At 37.4% G+C, this 18414-nt stretch carries 28 protein-coding genes; all 28 read left to right on the plus strand.

Going from position 1 to position 18414, the window contains the following annotated elements; genetic code table 11:
- Positions 1–22 precede the first annotated feature (22 nt).
- Positions 23–625, plus strand: a complete 603-nt coding sequence (locus B176_RS0104060; protein WP_051130003.1) for an NADH-quinone oxidoreductase subunit J family protein — start codon at positions 23–25, stop codon at positions 623–625.
- Positions 622–927 (plus strand): NADH-quinone oxidoreductase subunit NuoK, encoded by a 306-nt coding sequence (nuoK, locus tag B176_RS0104065; protein WP_017257501.1) that lies wholly within the window; start codon positions 622–624, stop codon positions 925–927. The genes B176_RS0104060 and nuoK overlap by 4 nt, the downstream gene beginning before the upstream one ends.
- Entirely contained in the window at positions 927–2972 is a 2046-nt protein-coding gene (gene nuoL / locus B176_RS0104070) for an NADH-quinone oxidoreductase subunit L (RefSeq protein WP_017257502.1), read from the plus strand. The genes nuoK and nuoL overlap by 1 nt, the downstream gene beginning before the upstream one ends.
- Positions 2972–4567, plus strand: coding sequence for a complex I subunit 4 family protein (locus B176_RS0104075; protein WP_017257503.1), 1596 nt, complete (start codon positions 2972–2974; stop codon positions 4565–4567). The genes nuoL and B176_RS0104075 overlap by 1 nt, the downstream gene beginning before the upstream one ends.
- A 2-nt stretch (positions 4568–4569) precedes the next feature.
- Complete coding sequence (locus B176_RS0104080; RefSeq protein ID WP_017257504.1) at positions 4570–6042, plus strand: NADH-quinone oxidoreductase subunit N; 1473 nt, start codon at positions 4570–4572, stop codon at positions 6040–6042.
- Positions 6043–6126: 84 nt separating this feature from the next.
- A complete protein-coding gene (locus B176_RS0104085) occupies positions 6127–6420 on the plus strand; it encodes a nucleotidyltransferase family protein (protein WP_017257505.1) in 294 nt (97 codons plus the stop codon).
- A 168-nt stretch (positions 6421–6588) separates the two neighbouring features.
- The gene (locus B176_RS0104090; RefSeq protein WP_017257506.1) at positions 6589–7812 is read left to right on the plus strand and encodes a hypothetical protein; all 1224 of its coding nucleotides are present in this window, start codon (positions 6589–6591) and stop codon (positions 7810–7812) included.
- Between the two features lie 305 nt (positions 7813–8117).
- On the plus strand, positions 8118–8735 hold the full coding sequence (gene rplC, locus B176_RS0104100; protein ID WP_017257508.1) for a 50S ribosomal protein L3: 618 nt from the start codon (positions 8118–8120) through the stop codon (positions 8733–8735).
- Position 8736: 1 nt separating this feature from the next.
- Complete coding sequence (gene rplD / locus B176_RS0104105) at positions 8737–9366, plus strand: 50S ribosomal protein L4 (protein WP_017257509.1); 630 nt, start codon at positions 8737–8739, stop codon at positions 9364–9366.
- Between the two features lies 1 nt (position 9367).
- Entirely contained in the window at positions 9368–9658 is a 291-nt protein-coding gene (rplW, locus tag B176_RS0104110; RefSeq protein ID WP_017257510.1) for a 50S ribosomal protein L23, read from the plus strand.
- Between the two features lie 7 nt (positions 9659–9665).
- Entirely contained in the window at positions 9666–10490 is an 825-nt protein-coding gene (gene rplB, locus B176_RS0104115; RefSeq protein WP_017257511.1) for a 50S ribosomal protein L2, read from the plus strand.
- Entirely contained in the window at positions 10490–10756 is a 267-nt protein-coding gene (rpsS, locus tag B176_RS0104120) for a 30S ribosomal protein S19 (protein WP_017257512.1), read from the plus strand. The genes rplB and rpsS overlap by 1 nt, the downstream gene beginning before the upstream one ends.
- Positions 10757–10762: 6 nt before the next feature.
- The gene (rplV, locus tag B176_RS0104125; RefSeq protein WP_017257513.1) at positions 10763–11125 is read left to right on the plus strand and encodes a 50S ribosomal protein L22; all 363 of its coding nucleotides are present in this window, start codon (positions 10763–10765) and stop codon (positions 11123–11125) included.
- 6 nt (positions 11126–11131) lie between these two features.
- Positions 11132–11929, plus strand: a complete 798-nt coding sequence (gene rpsC / locus B176_RS0104130) for a 30S ribosomal protein S3 (protein ID WP_017257514.1) — start codon at positions 11132–11134, stop codon at positions 11927–11929.
- Between the two features lie 41 nt (positions 11930–11970).
- On the plus strand, positions 11971–12393 hold the full coding sequence (gene rplP / locus B176_RS0104135; RefSeq protein WP_017257515.1) for a 50S ribosomal protein L16: 423 nt from the start codon (positions 11971–11973) through the stop codon (positions 12391–12393).
- A gap of 71 nt (positions 12394–12464) precedes the next feature.
- Positions 12465–12680, plus strand: coding sequence for a 50S ribosomal protein L29 (rpmC, locus tag B176_RS0104140; protein ID WP_017257516.1), 216 nt, complete (start codon positions 12465–12467; stop codon positions 12678–12680).
- 14 nt (positions 12681–12694) lie between these two features.
- Positions 12695–12949: a 30S ribosomal protein S17 gene (gene rpsQ / locus B176_RS0104145; protein WP_017257517.1), complete on the plus strand. Its 255-nt coding sequence runs from the start codon at positions 12695–12697 to the stop codon at positions 12947–12949.
- A 1-nt stretch (position 12950) separates the two neighbouring features.
- Positions 12951–13319 (plus strand): 50S ribosomal protein L14, encoded by a 369-nt coding sequence (gene rplN / locus B176_RS0104150; protein WP_017257518.1) that lies wholly within the window; start codon positions 12951–12953, stop codon positions 13317–13319.
- A gap of 1 nt (position 13320) precedes the next feature.
- Positions 13321–13656, plus strand: a complete 336-nt coding sequence (rplX, locus tag B176_RS0104155; RefSeq protein ID WP_017257519.1) for a 50S ribosomal protein L24 — start codon at positions 13321–13323, stop codon at positions 13654–13656.
- Positions 13656–14225, plus strand: a complete 570-nt coding sequence (gene rplE / locus B176_RS0104160) for a 50S ribosomal protein L5 (RefSeq protein ID WP_017257520.1) — start codon at positions 13656–13658, stop codon at positions 14223–14225. Before rplX ends, rplE begins: the two co-directional genes overlap by 1 nt.
- A complete protein-coding gene (rpsN, locus tag B176_RS0104165) occupies positions 14218–14487 on the plus strand; it encodes a 30S ribosomal protein S14 (protein WP_017257521.1) in 270 nt (89 codons plus the stop codon). Before rplE ends, rpsN begins: the two co-directional genes overlap by 8 nt.
- 69 nt (positions 14488–14556) lie before the next feature.
- Positions 14557–14955: a 30S ribosomal protein S8 gene (gene rpsH, locus B176_RS0104170; protein ID WP_017257522.1), complete on the plus strand. Its 399-nt coding sequence runs from the start codon at positions 14557–14559 to the stop codon at positions 14953–14955.
- Positions 14956–14971: 16 nt separating this feature from the next.
- Positions 14972–15529: a 50S ribosomal protein L6 gene (gene rplF, locus B176_RS0104175; RefSeq protein WP_017257523.1), complete on the plus strand. Its 558-nt coding sequence runs from the start codon at positions 14972–14974 to the stop codon at positions 15527–15529.
- A gap of 5 nt (positions 15530–15534) precedes the next feature.
- Positions 15535–15891, plus strand: a complete 357-nt coding sequence (gene rplR / locus B176_RS0104180; protein ID WP_017257524.1) for a 50S ribosomal protein L18 — start codon at positions 15535–15537, stop codon at positions 15889–15891.
- Positions 15892–15904: 13 nt separating this feature from the next.
- Positions 15905–16423, plus strand: coding sequence for a 30S ribosomal protein S5 (gene rpsE / locus B176_RS0104185; RefSeq protein WP_017257525.1), 519 nt, complete (start codon positions 15905–15907; stop codon positions 16421–16423).
- A 4-nt stretch (positions 16424–16427) separates the two neighbouring features.
- The gene (rpmD, locus tag B176_RS0104190) at positions 16428–16607 is read left to right on the plus strand and encodes a 50S ribosomal protein L30 (protein WP_017257526.1); all 180 of its coding nucleotides are present in this window, start codon (positions 16428–16430) and stop codon (positions 16605–16607) included.
- Positions 16608–16612: 5 nt separating this feature from the next.
- Positions 16613–17059, plus strand: coding sequence for a 50S ribosomal protein L15 (gene rplO / locus B176_RS0104195; protein WP_017257527.1), 447 nt, complete (start codon positions 16613–16615; stop codon positions 17057–17059).
- 9 nt (positions 17060–17068) lie between these two features.
- Positions 17069–18409 (plus strand): preprotein translocase subunit SecY, encoded by a 1341-nt coding sequence (gene secY, locus B176_RS0104200; RefSeq protein WP_017257528.1) that lies wholly within the window; start codon positions 17069–17071, stop codon positions 18407–18409.
- The last annotated feature ends 5 nt before the right edge of the window (positions 18410–18414 follow it).

Genomic DNA, 18414 nt, shown 5'->3' on the forward strand with positions numbered 1-18414 from the left:
AAAGTAAATGCCAATGCCCGGCATGAGGGCAGGAAAGACTGTGCGGAAACGCCTAAAGTTTAGAAAAGAAAAAGACGTGGTTGAACAAATCATATTTTACATTTTAACAGCAATCGCAATCGGTAGCGCAGCTTACGTTGTACTTAGTCAACAGCTGATACGCTCTGTTTTTATGTTTTTTGTAACGCTTTTTGCCGTTGCTGGATTATACGTTTTTGCTCTAGCAGATTTTGTGGCTTTAACGCAGATCGTAATTTATGTGGGCGGCGTATTGGTCTTATTGTTATTTGCATTTTTATTATCGAGCAAAGATGCCTTAGATACAATTTCAGAAATTCCTTCAGGTTTGCTTTCTGCAAACCGATTACCAGCCGTTTTAATTTCACTCGCTTTTTTTGGTTTGTTGACTTATACTTTTTTTAATATCGACTTTCAAAATCTGAACTGGATTACATCGGCACAAGCCAGCGGAAACGTAAAATCTGTAACAGACGATACCATTAGAAATATAGGTGTAAACTTAATGAGCAGATATTTGTTGCCTTTAGAAATGATTTCAATTTTATTGATGATGGCTTTGATTGGTGCAACCCAAATTGCAAGAAAGGAGCCGAAAGCTTTATGATCCCGCTTCAACACTTCTTGCTAATCGGTGCAGTTTTATTTTCTTTGGGCTTGTTCGCAGTGATTACTCGTAAAAATGCCATTCAAATTTTAATGGGAATTGAACTGATGATCAACGCTTCCATTTTAAACATGGTTGCTTTTGGTAAATACGATAAAATCGACAACACCGGACAAATATTTGGGCTGTTCATTATCATATTGGCGGCAGCATCGGTTGCGGTTGCTTTGGTGATTATCATGAATCTTTACAAGAGGACGCAAACAATCGATCCAAATCAAACTAAGAGTTTAAGAGGCTAATGGACAGTGTTTTTACAAATTATCAGATTTTATGTTTTGCTTTAACGGCTATCACAGCACCGTTTTTAGCATTCGTATTTTCATTGATTTTTAAAAAACTGGCCGGAGCATTTGGGATAGTTAGCATTACAGTTTCTCTAGTTTTCTCTGCTATTCTATTTTTTAGTATTTGGCAAAAGCAGACATTCCATTTCTCTTTTTCGTGGATAAAGCTAGGTAACGTAAGTGTCAACATTGGTATTCTACTCAATGATTTAAGCGTAATCATGTTGCTCTTGGTTTCCTTCGTTGCGCTTTTGGTTCATATTTATTCGGTAGAGTATATCCGTAAAGAAGCATTAAGGTATCGCTACTTCGCTTACCTCAGTTTATTCTGTTTTGCCATGCTCTGCGTGGTGATAGCCGATAATTTGTTTATCCTTTACGCTTTTTGGGAGTTGGTAGGTTTTGCGTCTTACTTACTAATTGGCTTTTGGTTCACAAAAAAGAAAGCGGTTCAGGCCAATAAAAAAGCATTTATCATGAACAGGGTAGGAGACGTTGGTTTCCTTATCGGATTAATGATTTTACTTTCGCAGTTCCATACTTTAGATATTGAAACGATTTTCGGTGCAAAAGGAATTATTCATTCTTCGTTTATCCATAACGGAAATTGGGTTAGTCCGTTCGCATCCATCCCAGATTATTGGCTAACTATTGCCGGTTTCTGTTTTTTACTGGGCGCTTGTGCAAAATCAGCGCAATTCCCATTACATTCTTGGTTACCCGACGCCATGCAGGGACCAACCGCAGTTTCTTCTTTAATCCATGCGGCAACGATGGTTGCAGCCGGCGTTTTTTTACTGTTAAGAGTGTCGCCTTTATTTAACGACGTTGTTTTAACAACAATGGCTTCCATCGGTTTACTTACTGCATTTATGGCGGCGACTATCGCGTTAACGCAAAATGATATCAAAAAGGTCTTGGCTTTTTCAACCATTTCTCAATTAGGATTTATGGTTTTGGCGGTGGGCGTTAAAGATAATGCAGCTGCAATTTTTCATTTATCAACACATGCTTTTTTTAAATGTCTGTTGTTTTTAGCTGCCGGTATGGTGATCCACCAATTGCATCATGTAAAAGACGATACAAAAACAAAGTTCGACGAGCAAGATATGCGTAATATGGGCGGTTTGGCCAGGTTTATGCCGATTACTACGGTAGTTTTTATTATTGCGGCCTTATCATTATCAGGCTTACCGTTTACCTCAGGTTATTTATCAAAAGACGCTATTTTAATCAGTGTTTTTGAATGGGCAAGCGAACGTGGTGGAGTTTATTGGTTATTCCCTGTCGTTATTTCCATAACATCGTGGCTAACTACTTTTTACATTTTTAGGGTAATTTTTAAAACGTTTTTTGGCGACTTCAAACTTCCCGCTCTGATAAATAAAAAGGAAAAAGAACTTCACCTTCACGATCCCAATCTTTGGATGAAGATCCCGACAATCATTTTAGCAGTGTTCTGTTTTGGTTTTTTCTTTGCCTTAAATCCTTTTAGTTTAGAAGGTTCGTGGCTGCACCATGCTTTTAATTTAGAACCTCATGCCGGAGGCTTGTTGCATCTTTTTGTACCTATTTATATCAATGCGTTAAGTTTAGTCTTAATCGCGTCGGCATATTTCATCTACGCAAAAAATAAAATTGTTTTTACCAATCATAAAAGCTGGTATTATCAATTTTCGTATCATCAATGGTATTTCAATGTGTTGTACGATAAAAAATTGGTCGGTTTAATTTTGTGGAAAGCAAAAATCACTTTTTGGTTTGATAAACATATTATCGACGGTATCGTTCATCTATCGGCGAAAGCCATTTTGGTGCTGGCAGAAATTGTTGATTGGGTGGATACGCATATTGTTGACGCGTTTGTAAATGGTTTAGCAAATATCGTAAGTAGTTGGAGTGTCTGGTTCAAATCGGTACAGAACGGAAAGCTGCAACACTATTTTATATGGATGTTGTTTATATTTTTAAGTTTCATAATTTATAAAGTTATTATCTGATGGGTTTATTATCAGTCCTTATATTTTTGCCTTTAGTTTTTGGAATCCTGATTCTAGCGATGCCGAAAAGTTTGAACGCTTGGTTCAAATACATTTCACTTGCAGTTTCTTTGGTGCAATTGGCCATTGCCAGTTATATGTATTACCATTTTAAAACCGGAGATGCTTTTGCAGGAGTCAACCAGCTTTCGCAATACCAATGGCTGGAGAACTTAAATTGGATACGATTAGATGTTGGGCAATTTGGTGTTTTACAAATCGATTATCTGTTAGGCGTTGATGGCTTTTCCATTGGTTTAATCTGGCTTTCTGCTTTGGTGATGTTAGTCGCAACGCTTTCATCTTGGGAAATCAAAACTAATCTAAAAGGTTATTTCGCTTTGTTTTTATTGCTGAATACTGCAATTGTTGGTGTGTTCTGTGCGCTTGATTTATTCCTTTTCTATATTTTTTATGAGCTGATGCTTTTGCCACTTTATTTCTTAATCGGGATGTGGGGAGGCGTGAGACGGGAATACGCATCTATCAAATTCTTCCTTTACACCTTATTTGGTTCGGTGTTTATGCTTTTGGTGATAGCCGGATTATACCTTTCGGTAATAGATCCAGTTACAGGGAATCATACTTTTAATATGGTTTACGCCATGAATCCCGCTAATTACATCGATGGTTCTATCTTCAATTCACTCTCGAATGCGGAGATATTCGGCTTCCCAGCCAGAACAGTTGGCTTTATCGTCGTGTTTATCGCTTTTGCGATTAAAGTCCCTGTTTTTCCGTTTCATACTTGGCTGCCCGATGCCCACGTAGAAGCACCAACACCAATTTCTTTGATTCTTGCGGGGATATTATTGAAAGTTGGGGGTTACGGAATCATCCGGATTGCTTATGGGATTTTTCCGGAAGCAGCCATGTCGCTTTCTTTTTGGATGGGATTGTTGGGTGTAATCTCTATTATTTACGGCGCAATGGCCGCCTTGGCACAACGAGATTTAAAACGCTTGGTGGCATATTCTTCTGTTTCGCACATGGGTTTTGTATTGTTGGGGATTGCTTCCCTAACTTCCGAAGGATTAAATGGCGCTATGATGCAGATGATCTCTCACGGATTCCTTTCGGTGATGTTGTTTTTTATTGTGGGCGTAATTTATACCCGTGTTCATGATCGTGATATTTATAATTTTAGAGGATTGGCCAACAAAATGCCCGTATTCACTGGTTTTGTAATGATTGCGTTTTTCGCATCTTTAGGTTTACCCGGGTTTTCGGCTTTCATTGCAGAAGCGTTTACATTAATCGGTGCTTTTTCTTCCCAAACTTTAAACGGTTTGCTTCCACGCTGGATGGCTATGTTTGGTACATTGGGGATCTTATTAGGCGCAGGTTATTTACTGTGGACGTTACAACGGATGTTTTTCGGGAAGTTTAGGGTAAAGAAAGAAGAATGGAAATTGGCTTTAACCGATGTGAATGCGAGAGAAATTATGGTGTTGGTTCCGCTTGCTGCGATGGCTTTAGTTTTAGGAATAATGCCTTCTATCGCTTTTAACGTAATGAGCAGTTCTGTAAATCAGTTTTTGTTGATGTTTAAATAATTATGCAAGATTTACCAAACATTCAACAAACCACAACAGATATCATAAACTCGCTAGCTTATTTAGGTAGCGAATGGATAATTATTGTCGGTTTTTTGGTTATTATCCTTACGGATCTGTTTGTAGAGAAGAGTAAAATGTTTGTCGCTGGGCTAGCCATGCTGACTTTACTAACCAGTGGTGCGTTTTTGGTTCATGATTTAATCAATTTCCAAAATTCAGAATTACTGTTCAACGGTATGTTCGTTTTCTCAAAATCAGCCATTCAGTTTAAATTGTTGATTGTTGCAGTTTCATTGTTCTCGTTGGTGTTCTTTTATCAGGATCACCGATTAACAAAACATCCAAAAGGAATCAATGATTTAATCTCCATATTCTTGGCGAGTATTTTGGGAATGTTCTTGCTGGTATCTTCGGCAAATTTGTTAATGCTTTTTCTTTCTATTGAGATGATTTCCCTGGCTTCCTATTTAATGGTGAGTTATAATGCCTACCAAAAAAAGGAAGCAGAAGCCGGAATGAAATATGTTTTGTTCGGCGCAGTTGCATCAGCAATTATGCTTTATGGTATCAGCTTAATTTACGGTTTTACAGGAACCATCAATTTATACGGAGATGCATTGATAATCGGCTTATCGCAGATTGGTATCGGCGCATCTGCTTTGGCAATCATTTTGGTTTTAGCTGGGATAAGTTTTAAGCTGTCAGCAGTTCCTTTTCATTTTTGGACACCAGACGCCTATCAGGTGGCGCCAACTTCAGTGGTATCCTTTTTATCAGCTGCACCAAAGATTGCCGTTTTCGGATTTCTTTATTATTTGTTGCCCTACTTCCAAATCGGCGATACGATAAATCAATTTATTCTTTTCGCAGCGGCCACTTCTATGATTCTTGGTAACATAGCTGCCGTTTTTCAGGACGATGCCAAACGGATGATGGCCTATTCTGCAATCGGGCATACCGGATTTGTACTGATGCTTTTTGTGATGCCACAAGCGCTGATTTTAAATGCGGTATTGTTTTACTTAGCGATATATAGTATTGCTAACATAGGCGTATTTATGTCATTGAGCTATATTGAAAATAATTATGCAGTTGTTAATATATCTGGCTTCAAGGGTTTGGGTAAAAACATTCCAGCTATGGGAGTTTGCTTAGTGATCTTGATGGTTTCCTTAACAGGGATACCACCAACAGCAGGTTTTATTGCAAAGTTCCTGGTGTTTTCAAGCTTAATCAGTTTTAACAGCGCTAGTATATATATAACATTCCTTTTAGTAATCGCCGTCTTAACAACCGTAGTATCTTTATTCTACTACCTTAAAATTCCGTTGAATTTCTTCCTTAAAAAATCTGTTGGGGATTTACCTATCGCAAGAAATAGTAGTGTTTTAGTAGCATTGGCAATTCTTCTTACATTTTTAACGGTGTTGTTTGGGGTTTTTCCTAGTCTGTTGAATGCGCTTATAGGCTGAGCACTCCTCGTCATTATGGCTTTTTAAATTACCAGCAAAACTTTGGCTGTTTAATTTATTATATTTGTTTGAGAGGAGGCTATTATGTACAGCAAAAATCAGATTCTTGAAATTTTAAAAGAAAACAAGTCTAAATTAATTCAAAAATATTCCGTTTCTGAACTAGGTATATTTGGTTCGTTTGCTCGAGGAGACTTTAACGAACAAAGCGATATTGATATTTTGGTGGACTTCAACGGAGAAATTGATGGCTATAATTATATTAGACTAGCTCATGAGTTTGAAGATTTGTTCAAACAAAAAATTGATATGGTATCGAGGAGGAGCATAAAGCCTCAATACCTTCCATTCGTTGAAAAAAATCTTATCCATGTCTGAGAGCTGTATGCCACTTTAAAAACCTTACGAATGAGAATATTGTTTTCAATCTGTTGCATATTTATTTCACTTTTGTCCTTCGGACAAGCACCTCATCTCAAGGGAACAATATACTTAGACATTCCGAAAGGGCTGGTGACTTGTGAATTTAAATTCACAAATACATCAATGAAAGACTCTTATACAGTCTTATTAAATAGCGGATTTAACCTTAAATATTTTAAAAAAGATGACACTGTGCTCTCTACTATAACTAAAGACAATTCAGGATTAAAAGAATATGACTTGTATTTAAGGGAGGGCGATTCCGTGGCATTGAAATCAATAGAAGGGGTAAGCATCTTTTATACAGGAGCTTTCCCAACTTATACAACAGATAGTGTAACCAGCGATGACATGGGAGTGATCGCAATAAAAAATAATATTTTAAGAGCCACCGTACAATCAGTTTTTATACCGGAATTAGTAGATAGGATTACAAAAAAACACATAACGAGTTATACATATGATATAGTAGTAAATTGTAGCAGAAAAGAAACTGTTTACCTAAACGGTTCAGCACCCCAGACAGGTAAAGTTTTACACCTTGTAAACACTTCACCACTTGATTTTTTAATTTATGCGGGCAATTACAATATTCAGCATCATGATAATTTGTACCTATTGAATACAAATCTTGAGAAACAATACATCGATGTTTTAGCAAAAACAACAGAACAGATCAGCCGATATTATTCAAAGAACATAGGTATTGCTTACGACGCTAATGTAGTCTTCCCTCAAATTTTTTCAATTGGGCCTAAAAATCAATATGTGAAATGGGCATTTACCGTCACGCCAACCATTGTGATGGACGTGAATGAATTAAACACTAAAATTGATTTAAAATCAAAAGCTATTAGTGATCCAAACACTTTTCGGATAATTGCCCACGAAATGGCACATAAATATTTTATGCAGCAATTAAATGCCATTGGCACAAGGAATCTTTGGAGATTTTACCATGAAACCTTAGCAGAGTATTTAGCACTTAAAGCAGTGGAGAATTTACTCTCTGAAACTATTTATCAAGAACAATTAACCAAGTACATTTTTACAGAAAAGAACAAGAAAAGTATCTTTCCCACTTTTGATGAAATTGAAAAATCTGAAAAGGATTTGACTAACGCATCATACAATTACTACCCACTCTTCATAATTGGCTTTGAAAAAATGTTTGGCATAGACAATACATTTAAACTTTTACGACAATTAGTTCTGGACAAAGACCAGTTTACATTTGACACTGCGTATTTCAAAAAAAGAATTTTAAAAATAGGGATCTCAGAACAAGACTTTGAAAAATATCAGGTGGCATATTTGAACTCACCAAACTGCAACATACAGTTTTGACGAAAAGGAAAACGGCACACACAGGCTCTTACAAAAATGGCGGGGATGATACCCTAAAACCCATCAACATATTAGATATTAAAGGATCTGCTGGAAATCAATCCAATCAATCAAACAACATTCGTAATCTTTCCAGAGCCATTAATTTCCCTTAAGTAATTGGCTGTGAATAAAATATTTTTATTTTTCTTTCTAACTGTTTGATTATTAATAAGACTTTCCTATCTTTGCCGTCCCTTTTGGGGATATTATGTCCACCTTGAACGAAGCCCTACTGCTTCGATGGGTGTTAATTAAATTAAGAAATGTCAGGAATTATTGGAAAAAAAGTAGGAATGACCAGCATTTTCGACGCAGACGGTAAAAACATACCATGTACTGTGATTGAAGCTGGCCCTTGTGTAGTAACACAAGTGAGAACCATCGAGAATGATGGCTACGCTGCGGTGCAGTTAGCTTACGATGAGAAAAAAGAGAAGAACACTTCTGCTCCCCTAAAAGGTCATTTTGCAAAGGCTGGAACTACTCCAAAACGTAAAGTTGTGGAATTCAAGTACTTTACAGAAGAAAAAACTTTAGGTGAAGTTGTAGATGTTAATCTTTTTTTAGAAGGAGACTACGTTGATGTAGTGGGTACTTCTAAAGGTAAAGGATTTCAGGGTGTTGTGAAACGCCACGGATTTAGCGGTGTGGGTATGCAAACTCACGGTCAGCATAACCGTTTAAGAGCTCCAGGTTCATTAGGTGCAGCATCATACCCAGCGAGAGTATTCAAGGGAATGAGGATGGCCGGCAGAATGGGTGGCGACAGAGTGAAAGTTCAGAATCTTCAAGTTGTTAAAGTATTTGCAGAGCAAAATTTATTAGTAGTGAGTGGGTCAATTCCAGGAGCTAAAGGTTCGTACGTATTAATCGAGAAGTAAGATGGAAGTTAAAGTATTAAACGTCTCAGGTAAAGAAACAGGTGCCAAGGTGCAACTTTCTGAGGAAATCTTCGGTTTTGAGCCAAACGATCACGCTATTTATTTAGATGTAAAGCAGTACCTAGCAAATCAGCGTCAAGGAACTCACAAGTCAAAGCAACGTAACGAGATTGCAGGTTCTACACGTAAATTGTACAAACAAAAAGGAACTGGTGGTGCAAGAGCAGGAAGTATTAAATCTCCATTATTTAATGGTGGTGGTAGAGTTTTCGGCCCGCAGCCCCGTGACTATAGCTTTAAGTTGAACAAAAAACTTAAAGAAGTTGCTCGTAAATCAGCCTTAGCTTATAAAGCTAAAGATAACAGTGTTATTGTATTAGAAGATTTCAACTTCGATACCCCACAGACTAAGAATTTTGTAAGCTTATTAAGCGCATTAAATTTCTCAGAAGAAAAAACCTTATTGGTTCTTGCAGAAGGAAATGAAAATGTTTACTTAGCAAGCAGAAACATACAAAAGGTAAAAGTTATCACTGCTGATCAGTTAAATACATATGATGTATTGAACGCAGTAAAATTAGTATTCACTACCGGTTCGGTAAAAACATTGGAGGAGGCATTTGCCAAGTAATATGGATATTTTAAAAAAACCTGTATTAACAGAAAAAGCTACTATGTTGACCGAAAAACTGAACCGTTATACTTTTCAGTGCGATCACAGAGCTAACAAGTTGCAGATTGCATCTGCCATTGAAGCCATGTATGGTGTAAATGTAGAGTCAGTAAATACAATGGTTGTTGTAGGGAAATTAAAAACCCGCTCAACTAAGGCTGGCATGGTATCAGGTAGGGCTGCTAAAATCAAAAAAGCAGTGATTACTTTAAAAGAAGGTGAAATTATTGACTTTTATAGCAATATTTAATTGAATTATGGGCTTAAGAAAATTTAAACCAGTAACCCCTGGAACTCGTTTTAGAGTAGGAAATGATTTCTCTGAAATCACAACTCGTACTCCAGAAAAGTCGCTTGTTTTTAAACAAAGCAAATCAGGTGGTCGTAACAATACTGGTAAAATGACTATGCGTTATCTCGGTGGGGGACACAAGCAATTGTACCGATTGATAGATTTTAAACGCGATAAAAAAGATATCCCTGCAACAGTAGCAACAGTAGAGTACGATCCAAACCGTACCGCCCATATTGCACTGTTAAATTACGCCGATGGTGAGAAAAGATATATTATCTGTCCAGAAGGTTTACAAGTTGGAGCAAAAGTAATTGCTGGTAACGATGTAGCACCTGAATTGGGTAACACTATTCCATTAGCTAAAATTCCTTTGGGTTCTATTATTCACAATATAGAATTAAACCCAGGAAGAGGCGGTCAAATTGCAAGAAGCGCTGGATCTTACGCACAATTAGCGGCAAGAGATGGTAAATATGCAACTATTAAGATGCCTTCTGGTGAAACACGTATGATTTTGGTGACCTGTGTAGCAACTATCGGTGCTGTATCTAATTCATCTCATGCAAATGAGGTTTTGGGTAAAGCTGGTAGAAAGCGCTGGTTAGGTCGTCGTCCAAGAGTAAGAGGTGTTGCGATGAACCCAGTCGATCACCCAATGGGTGGTGGTGAAGGTAGATCATCAGGTGGTCACCCACGCTCAAGAAATGGCTTATTATCTAAAGGTTTCAAAACTCGCGATAAGAAGAAGAACTCAAATCGTTTAATCATATCTAGGAGGAAGAAATAATGGCTCGTTCGATTAAAAAAGGACCTTATATAGATCATAACGTAGAGAAAAAAGTCTCTACAATGAATGATGCAGGTAAAAAGACCGTAATTAAAACATGGTCAAGAAGATCAATGATTTCTCCGGATTTCGTAGGTCACACTTTCGCAGTACACAACGGTAATAAGTTTATTCCTGTTTATGTAACTGAAAACATGGTTGGTCACAAACTCGGAGAATTTGCTCCAACCAGAACATTTAGAGGACACGCTGATAAGAAAAGATAATAAGCAATGGAAGCAGTAGCAAAATTAAATAATTGCCCCACTTCACCTCGTAAAATGAGACTGGTAGTTGACTTGATCAGAGGCGAAGGTGTTGAAAAGGCACTTTACATATTAAAATACACCAATAAAGAAGCAGCAATAAGAGTTGAGAAACTATTATTATCTGCCATCAAAAATTGGGAATCAAAAAATGAGGGTCAACGCCCTGAAGACGCACAACTTTTTGTGAAAACAATTATGGTTGATGGTGGTCGTCAATTAAAGCGTTTAAGACCAGCACCTCAGGGTCGTGGATACAGAATTCGCAAGCGTTCTAACCATGTAACTTTGGTTGTAGATAGTAAGAATGTTGAACCTCAAACTAATTAAGCAGAAATGGGACAAAAAGCTAATCCAATAGGACTAAGGTTAGGTATCATCAGAGGATGGGATTCTAACTGGTATGGCGGTAACAAATACGCTGATAAATTAGTAGAGGACGAAAAAATTCGTAAATACCTATCTGCTCGTATAGCAAAAGGTGGTGTTTCAAAGGTTGTTATCGAAAGAACTTTAAAGCGCATCACGGTAACTATACACACAGCCCGTCCGGGAATTGTAATCGGTAAAGGTGGTTCAGAGGTTGATAAGATCAAAGAAGAGTTAAAGAAATTGACTAAGAAGGATGTACAGATCAACATTTTTGAAATCAAAAGACCAGAACTTGATGCACAGTTAGTTGCAGACGGTGTTGCAAAACAATTAGAAGCTAGAATTTCTTTCCGTAGAGCAATGAAAACTTCAATTGCTGCAACCATGAGAATGGGTGCTGAAGGGATTAAAATCATGTGTTCAGGAAGATTAGGTGGAGCAGAGATGGCTCGTAGCGAACAATATAAAGATGGAAGAACTCCATTGCATACTTTGAGAGCTGATATAGACTATGCTTTAGGCGAAGCTTTAACTACTTATGGTAAAATAGGTATTAAGGTTTGGATTTGTAAAGGCGAAGTTTATGGTAAGAGAGATCTTTCTCCTAACATAGGTGCTAACACTGGCAAAGGTGGTAAACCAGAAGGTGGATTCGGATCACGCGATAACCGCGGCGGTGGCGATAGAAAACCTAACAACCGTGGTGGAAACAACAGAGGTGGTGGACCAGGTGCAGGTGGTGCCGGAAGAGGAAAGAGATAATTATTAAAAAACTATCGTTATAACGATTTAAAGACAAAGTAATGTTACAGCCAAAAAGAACGAAGTTCAGAAAGATGCAAAAAGGCAGAATGAAAGGCTTAGCCTCTCGTGGTGCTGAGTTGTCTTTCGGTTCATTCGGAATAAAATCATTAGAAGAAGCCTGGATCACCAGTCGTCAGATAGAAGCTGCCCGTATTGCCGTAACACGTTTTATGAAACGTGAAGGGCAAGTATGGATTCGTATCTTCCCAGACAAGCCAGTTACCAAAAAACCTGCAGAGGTACGTATGGGTAAGGGTAAGGGAGCTCCAGAATACTGGGTTGCCGTTGTAAGACCAGGAAGAATCCTTTTCGAAGCAGAAGGTGTGCCTTTCGAAGTTGCTAAAGAAGCAATGCGTTTAGCAGCACAGAAATTACCAGTTCAAACAAAATTTGTAGTACGTAGAGATTACGTAGAAGCATAACATCAGTTTTTAGTTTTTTTTGTTGGCCGTTACCTAACAAAGACAACTTTAACTATTAACTAACAACAAAAATGAAATACTCAGAAATCAAAGACCTGTCAAACGAAGAAATCGTTACCAGGATTCAAGAGGAGAAAGCAGGTTTAACCAAGTTAAAGTTTGCTCACGCAGTTTCTGCTATAGAAAATCCTACAAGAATTAACAAGGCGAGAAAAGATATCGCTCGTTTCAATACCGAATTAACTCAGCGCAAGGCGGCTAAGGCAGTTTCTGAAAGTAATTCATAATTTTTAAAGTCGAAATGGAAAGAAAATTAAGAAAAACAAGAACTGGGTTGGTGATGAGCAACAAAATGGATAAGTCCATAGTTGTAGCGGTAGAGCGGAAAGTGAAACACCCAATTTATGGTAAGTTCGTAAAAACGACTACCACATTTATGGCTCATGACGAGAAAAATGATTGCGGTATCGGTGATACCGTTCTGATCATGGAGACACGTCCGCTGAGTAAGAATAAGAACTGGAGATTAGTTGAAATTTTAGAAAGGGCTAAATAACATGGTACAACAGGAATCACGATTAACCGTAGCCGACAATTCTGGTGCTAAACAAGTTTTAGTAATTAGAGTGTTAGGTGGTACCGGTAAAAGATATGCTTCAATAGGAGACAAGGTGGTTGTAACTGTAAAAAGTGCAATTCCATCTGGAAACATAAAAAAAGGAACAATATCAAAGGCCGTAGTTGTAAGAACTAAAAAAGAGATCAGAAGAAAAGACGGTTCTTATATCCGTTTCGACGACAATGCAGCTGTTTTGTTAAACGCTCAAGACGAGCCAAGAGGAACCCGTATTTTCGGCCCTGTTGCAAGAGAGTTGCGTGAGAAACAATTCATGAAAATTGTATCATTAGCACCGGAAGTTTTGTAATATGGAAAAGAAAAAGAATGTTAAACTAAACATCCGTAAAGGTGATTTAGTTAAGATAATAGCAGGAGACTCAAAAGGGCAGCAAGGTAAAGTATTAGAAGTAATTACTAAAACTAGCCGTGTTTTGGTTGAAGGAACCAATATGGTTTCTAAACACACAAAACCAAACGCAGCTAACCCTAACGGTGGTATTATTAAAATGGAAGCCCCACTTCATATTTCTAACGTAATGTTGGTTGATCCTAAAACAGGCGAAGCTACACGTATTGGTAGAAAAAAGAACGAGGATGGCAAATTAATTAGAATAGCTAAAAAATCTGGGGAGGAAATTAAGTAATGGCTTACGCACCAAGATTAAAAAACAAATACAAAGAGGAGATTGTTAGCGCTTTGAAGGAAAAATTCCAATACAAAAGCGTTATGCAAGTACCTAAGTTACAGAAAATAGCAATCAACCAAGGTGTTGGTGCTGGTGTAACTGACAAAAAGATTGTAGAATCTGCAATTTTAGAATTAACTACCATTACTGGTCAGCAGGCAATTGTAGCGAAGTCAAAAAAGGATATTTCTAATTTTAAATTACGTAAAGGTATGCCGGTAGGTGTACGTGTAACTTTACGTGATAGCCAGATGTATGAATTCTTAGACCGCTTAATTTCTGTAGCTCTTCCTCGTATCCGTGATTTCAAAGGAATCAATGATAAAGGTTTTGACGGACATGGTAACTACACGTTAGGTATATCAGAACAAATTATCTTTCCTGAAATCAACATTGATAAAATCAATAAGATCCAAGGTATGGATATTACTTTTGTTACCAGTGCAGGTACAGATTTAGAAGCGTTAGAATTGTTAAAGCAATTCGGTTTACCATTTAAAAATCATAACATAGTTCACAATGGCTAAAGAAGGAATAAAAGCTCGCGAAGTTAAACGCCAGAGAATGGTGGAAAAATATGCTGAGAAAAGACAAGCACTAAAAGCTGCTGGCGATTTCGAAGGTTTAGATAAACTACCAAAAAACTCTTCTCCAGTACGTTTACACAACAGATGTAAATTAACTGGTCGTCCAAGAGGTTACATGCGCCAGTTTGGTATATCACGTGTAACTTTCCGTGAGATGGCATTAGCAGGCAAAATCCCAGGGATTAGAAAAGCCAGCTGGTAATTAAAAAGAATCATAAAGAATTTTTTGTACCTTTGCGGTCCGAAAAATTCTTTTTTATATAACAATAAAATGTATACAGATCCAATAGCAGATTATCTTACAAGAGTAAGGAATGCCATCAAGGCCAACCATAGGGTTGTTGAAATTCCTGCATCAAACCTCAAAAAGGAAATTACAAAAGTACTTTTTGATAAGGGTTACATCACGAATTATAAGTTCGAGGATAATGATGTTCAAGGCACTATTAAAGTAGCTTTAAAGTATCATCCAATAACTAAAATTCCGGCTATTCGCAGTATTGCGAGAGCAAGTAGACCTGGTTTGAGAAAATATGCAGGTATGGGCAATATGCCTAGAGTATTAAATGGTTTAGGAATCGCCATCATGTCAACTTCTAAAGGTGTAATGACCGATAAAGAAGCGAAACAATTGAATATCGGCGGCGAGGTTTTATGTTACGTTTACTAATTAGGAGGAGAAAGATATGTCAAGAGTAGGTAAATCCCCAATTTCAATCCCTAATGGTGTAACAGTAACCGTTTCTAAAGAAAATTTAGTAACAGTTAAAGGCCCTAAAGGAGAATTAACGCAACAAGTAGATTCAGATATTATTATCGATCAAGAAGATGGTAATATTGTAGTTAAACGTCCAACTGAGCAAAAGCGTCACAAAGCATTACATGGTTTGTACAGAGCGTTACTTAACAACATGGTTGTTGGTGTAACAGAAGGATATAAATTACAGCAAGAATTAGTAGGTGTTGGTTACAGAGCATCAAATCAAGGTAATACCTTAGATTTAGTGTTAGGTTATTCTCACCATATTGTTTTTGCACTTCCTCCAGAAATTAAAGTTGCTACAACTTCAGAAAAAGGAAAGAATCCAACAATCATTTTAGAATCTATAGATAAGCAATTGCTAGGTCAAGTTGCAGCTAAGATTCGTTCATTAAGAGCTCCAGAACCTTACAAAGGTAAAGGTATCAAGTTTGTTGGTGAGCAGTTGAGAAGAAAAGCAGGTAAGTCAGCATCTAAAAAATAATTGTCATGGCAGGAAAAATTAAGCTATCCCGTAGGGAAAGAATAAAAAAGGGTATCAGAAAAAGAATTACTGGTTCTCCAGAGCGTCCACGTTTATCTGTATTCAGAAGTAACAAAGGGATATACGCTCAAATAATTGATGACAATGATGGCAAAACATTAGTTGCTGCTTCGTCTTCAGAAAAAGATTTCAGTGCAAACGGAAACAAAATTGACCAGTCTAAAGAGGTTGGTAAAAAAGTTGCCGAAAAAGCTATCGCAGCTGGAATTAAAGAAGTTGTTTTTGATAGAAATGGTTACTTGTACCATGGCAGAGTTAAGTCTTTGGCTGAAGGTGCTCGTGAGGGTGGTTTAATCTTTTAATTGAGGTAGAGAAATGTCAACTATAAATATAAAAAGAGTAAAAGCAAACGAGATTGAATTAAAAGATCGTTTGGTTAGCATCCAACGTGTTGCTAAAGTTACCAAAGGTGGACGTACATTCAGTTTCTCTGCTATCGTTGTGGTAGGAGATGAAAACGGTGTTGTAGGTTACGGTTTGGGTAAAGCAAAAGAAGTTACCGAGGCAATTGCTAAGGGAATTGATGATGCTAAGAAGAATTTAGTAAAAGTGCCAATTATTAACGACACTATCCCACATGAGCAGATCGGTAAATTTTCAGGAGGTTTTGTTTTCTTAAAACCCGCTGCAAATGGTACTGGAGTTATTGCTGGTGGTGCGATGAGAGCGGTGTTAGAGTCTGCAGGCGTACATAACGTACTTGCAAAATCTAAAGGCTCCTCAAATCCTCACAACGTGGTTAAGGCAACTATTTCTGCATTGTCTCAGTTAAGAGATGCGGCAACGGTAGCTCAACAAAGAGGTGTTTCATTAAGTAAAGTTTTTAACGGTTAAGAAGATGGCTAAGATAAAAATCACCCAGATTAAGAGCGTTATTGATAGAAGCGAACGCCAAAAAAGAACTATGCAAGCTTTAGGTTTGAGAAAAATCAGCAGTAGCGTAGTAGTAGAAGCTAACCCGGCAATTATTGGAATGGTTAGAGCAGTAAATCATTTGGTAGCCATAGAAAAAGTATAATTACCATGAATTTAAGTAATTTAAAACCTGCAGAAGGTTCAACAAAAAATAGAAAAAGAATTGGTAGAGGTACTGGTTCTGGACGTGGTGGAACATCTACACGTGGTCACAAAGGAGCCGGATCTCGTTCTGGTTATAAATCTAAAGTGGGTTTCGAAGGTGGTCAAATGCCATTGCAACGTCGCGTACCTAAGGTAGGATTTAAAAATCCAAACAGAATTGAGTACGTTGGTGTTAACCTTGATGTTTTACAAGGTTTAGCAGAAAAATTTGATTTGAAAACGATTTCTTTTGATACGTTGAAAGAACATGGTTTAATTTCTAAAAATGATTTAGTTAAAATCATGGGAAGAGGTGAAATCAAAGTTAAGTTAGACGTTAAAGCACACGCATTTACTGTTACAGCACAGAAAGCTATTGAGGCTTTAGGTGGTACAGTAGAAAAAATATAACCTTAGTTAATGAAGAAGCTGTTCACAACATTATCCAATATTTGGAAAATTGAAGAGTTAAGAGTGCGTATATTATACACGCTCTTAATTCTTTTGGTATATAGAATTGGTTCGTTTATCGTTTTGCCAGGAGTAGATCCTGCATCTTTAGATAACCAGCAGGCTAAAGACGGACTTTTAGGTTTGTTGAACATGTTTGCCGGTGGTTCTTTCTCAAGAGCTTCAATTTTTGCGTTAGGAGTAATGCCTTATATTTCGGCATCTATTGTTGTGCAACTTTTAGGTATCGCTGTTCCTTATTTCCAAAAAATGCAGAAAGAAGGAGAGAGTGGTCGTAAAAAAATCACTCAGATTACACGATACTTAACTATCGGTATTACCGCGTTACAAGCAATTGGCTACGTTAAGTCGCAGATTGCTCCAGATGCTAGGTTAATATCAGAACCATTGTTCACGATATCGTCAATGATTATTTTAACTGCCGGAACCATGTTTGTAATGTGGATGGGAGAGAAAATCACTGATAAAGGTATCGGTAACGGTATTTCTATATTGATCATGGTGGGTATCATCGCACAACTTCCTTATGGTATTGGTGCTGAATTTATGAGCAGACAAAACGGTCAAGGTGGTTTAATAGCTTTCTTTATTGAGTTCGTAGCTTTATTTGCAGTAGTAGTATTTACGGTATTAGTAATACAGGGAACTCGAAAGGTGCCTGTTCAGTACGCAAAGAAAATTGTTGGAAACAAACAATACGGTGGAGTTAGACAGTATATCCCTTTAAAGCTTAACGCTGCAGGGGTTATGCCAATCATTTTTGCGCAAGCAATTATGTTTATACCTTCAACTATAGCACAGTTTTTTCCAGCGGCTCAGTCTTCGTTTTTAGCATCGCTTAGTGATTATACTTCGTTTGCATATAACTTTACGTTTGCTATCTTGATTATCCTTTTCACCTTCTTTTATACAGCAATTACCATCAACCCAAATCAGATGGCGGATGATATGAAGAAGAATGGAGGATTTGTTCCAGGTATTAAGCCAGGTAAAGCAACAGCAGATTTTATTGATGCTATTATTTCTAGGATTACATTTCCTGGTTCTATATTCTTAGCAATCATCGCCATATTGCCAGCGTTTGCAATCATTGCAGGTGTAAACTCACAGTTTGCACACTTCTTTGGCGGTACATCATTGTTGATTTTGGTTGCGGTTGTTTTAGATACATTGCAACAAGTTGAAAGTCATTTATTAATGCGTCATTATGATGGGTTAATGAAGACCGGTAGAATTAGCGGACGTACAGGTACGGCAGCAGCAATGGGAACTTCAGAAGCGGTAATCTAAAGCAA

Source organism: Pedobacter arcticus A12, assembly GCF_000302595.1.
Taxonomy (GTDB): Bacteria; Bacteroidota; Bacteroidia; order Sphingobacteriales; family Sphingobacteriaceae; genus Pseudopedobacter; species Pseudopedobacter arcticus.

Excerpts from the sequence above, each read along its gene's own strand:
- B176_RS0104060 (WP_051130003.1), top strand. The coding sequence starts at position 23 with ATGAGGGCAGGAAAGACTGTGCGGAAACGCCTAAAGTTTAGAAAAGAA.
- nuoK (WP_017257501.1), top strand. The coding sequence starts at position 622 with ATGATCCCGCTTCAACACTTCTTGCTAATCGGTGCAGTTTTATTTTCT.
- nuoL (WP_017257502.1), top strand. The coding sequence starts at position 927 with ATGGACAGTGTTTTTACAAATTATCAGATTTTATGTTTTGCTTTAACG.
- B176_RS0104075 (WP_017257503.1), top strand. The coding sequence starts at position 2,972 with ATGGGTTTATTATCAGTCCTTATATTTTTGCCTTTAGTTTTTGGAATC.
- B176_RS0104080 (WP_017257504.1), top strand. The coding sequence starts at position 4,570 with ATGCAAGATTTACCAAACATTCAACAAACCACAACAGATATCATAAAC.
- B176_RS0104085 (WP_017257505.1), top strand. The coding sequence starts at position 6,127 with ATGTACAGCAAAAATCAGATTCTTGAAATTTTAAAAGAAAACAAGTCT.
- B176_RS0104090 (WP_017257506.1), top strand. The coding sequence starts at position 6,589 with ATGAAAGACTCTTATACAGTCTTATTAAATAGCGGATTTAACCTTAAA.
- rplC (WP_017257508.1), top strand. The coding sequence starts at position 8,118 with ATGTCAGGAATTATTGGAAAAAAAGTAGGAATGACCAGCATTTTCGAC.
- rplD (WP_017257509.1), top strand. The coding sequence starts at position 8,737 with ATGGAAGTTAAAGTATTAAACGTCTCAGGTAAAGAAACAGGTGCCAAG.
- rplW (WP_017257510.1), top strand. The coding sequence starts at position 9,368 with ATGGATATTTTAAAAAAACCTGTATTAACAGAAAAAGCTACTATGTTG.
- rplB (WP_017257511.1), top strand. The coding sequence starts at position 9,666 with ATGGGCTTAAGAAAATTTAAACCAGTAACCCCTGGAACTCGTTTTAGA.
- rpsS (WP_017257512.1), top strand. The coding sequence starts at position 10,490 with ATGGCTCGTTCGATTAAAAAAGGACCTTATATAGATCATAACGTAGAG.
- rplV (WP_017257513.1), top strand. The coding sequence starts at position 10,763 with ATGGAAGCAGTAGCAAAATTAAATAATTGCCCCACTTCACCTCGTAAA.
- rpsC (WP_017257514.1), top strand. The coding sequence starts at position 11,132 with ATGGGACAAAAAGCTAATCCAATAGGACTAAGGTTAGGTATCATCAGA.
- rplP (WP_017257515.1), top strand. The coding sequence starts at position 11,971 with ATGTTACAGCCAAAAAGAACGAAGTTCAGAAAGATGCAAAAAGGCAGA.
- rpmC (WP_017257516.1), top strand. The coding sequence starts at position 12,465 with ATGAAATACTCAGAAATCAAAGACCTGTCAAACGAAGAAATCGTTACC.
- rpsQ (WP_017257517.1), top strand. The coding sequence starts at position 12,695 with ATGGAAAGAAAATTAAGAAAAACAAGAACTGGGTTGGTGATGAGCAAC.
- rplN (WP_017257518.1), top strand. The coding sequence starts at position 12,951 with ATGGTACAACAGGAATCACGATTAACCGTAGCCGACAATTCTGGTGCT.
- rplX (WP_017257519.1), top strand. The coding sequence starts at position 13,321 with ATGGAAAAGAAAAAGAATGTTAAACTAAACATCCGTAAAGGTGATTTA.
- rplE (WP_017257520.1), top strand. The coding sequence starts at position 13,656 with ATGGCTTACGCACCAAGATTAAAAAACAAATACAAAGAGGAGATTGTT.
- rpsN (WP_017257521.1), top strand. The coding sequence starts at position 14,218 with ATGGCTAAAGAAGGAATAAAAGCTCGCGAAGTTAAACGCCAGAGAATG.
- rpsH (WP_017257522.1), top strand. The coding sequence starts at position 14,557 with ATGTATACAGATCCAATAGCAGATTATCTTACAAGAGTAAGGAATGCC.
- rplF (WP_017257523.1), top strand. The coding sequence starts at position 14,972 with ATGTCAAGAGTAGGTAAATCCCCAATTTCAATCCCTAATGGTGTAACA.
- rplR (WP_017257524.1), top strand. The coding sequence starts at position 15,535 with ATGGCAGGAAAAATTAAGCTATCCCGTAGGGAAAGAATAAAAAAGGGT.
- rpsE (WP_017257525.1), top strand. The coding sequence starts at position 15,905 with ATGTCAACTATAAATATAAAAAGAGTAAAAGCAAACGAGATTGAATTA.
- rpmD (WP_017257526.1), top strand. The coding sequence starts at position 16,428 with ATGGCTAAGATAAAAATCACCCAGATTAAGAGCGTTATTGATAGAAGC.
- rplO (WP_017257527.1), top strand. The coding sequence starts at position 16,613 with ATGAATTTAAGTAATTTAAAACCTGCAGAAGGTTCAACAAAAAATAGA.
- secY (WP_017257528.1), top strand. The coding sequence starts at position 17,069 with ATGAAGAAGCTGTTCACAACATTATCCAATATTTGGAAAATTGAAGAG.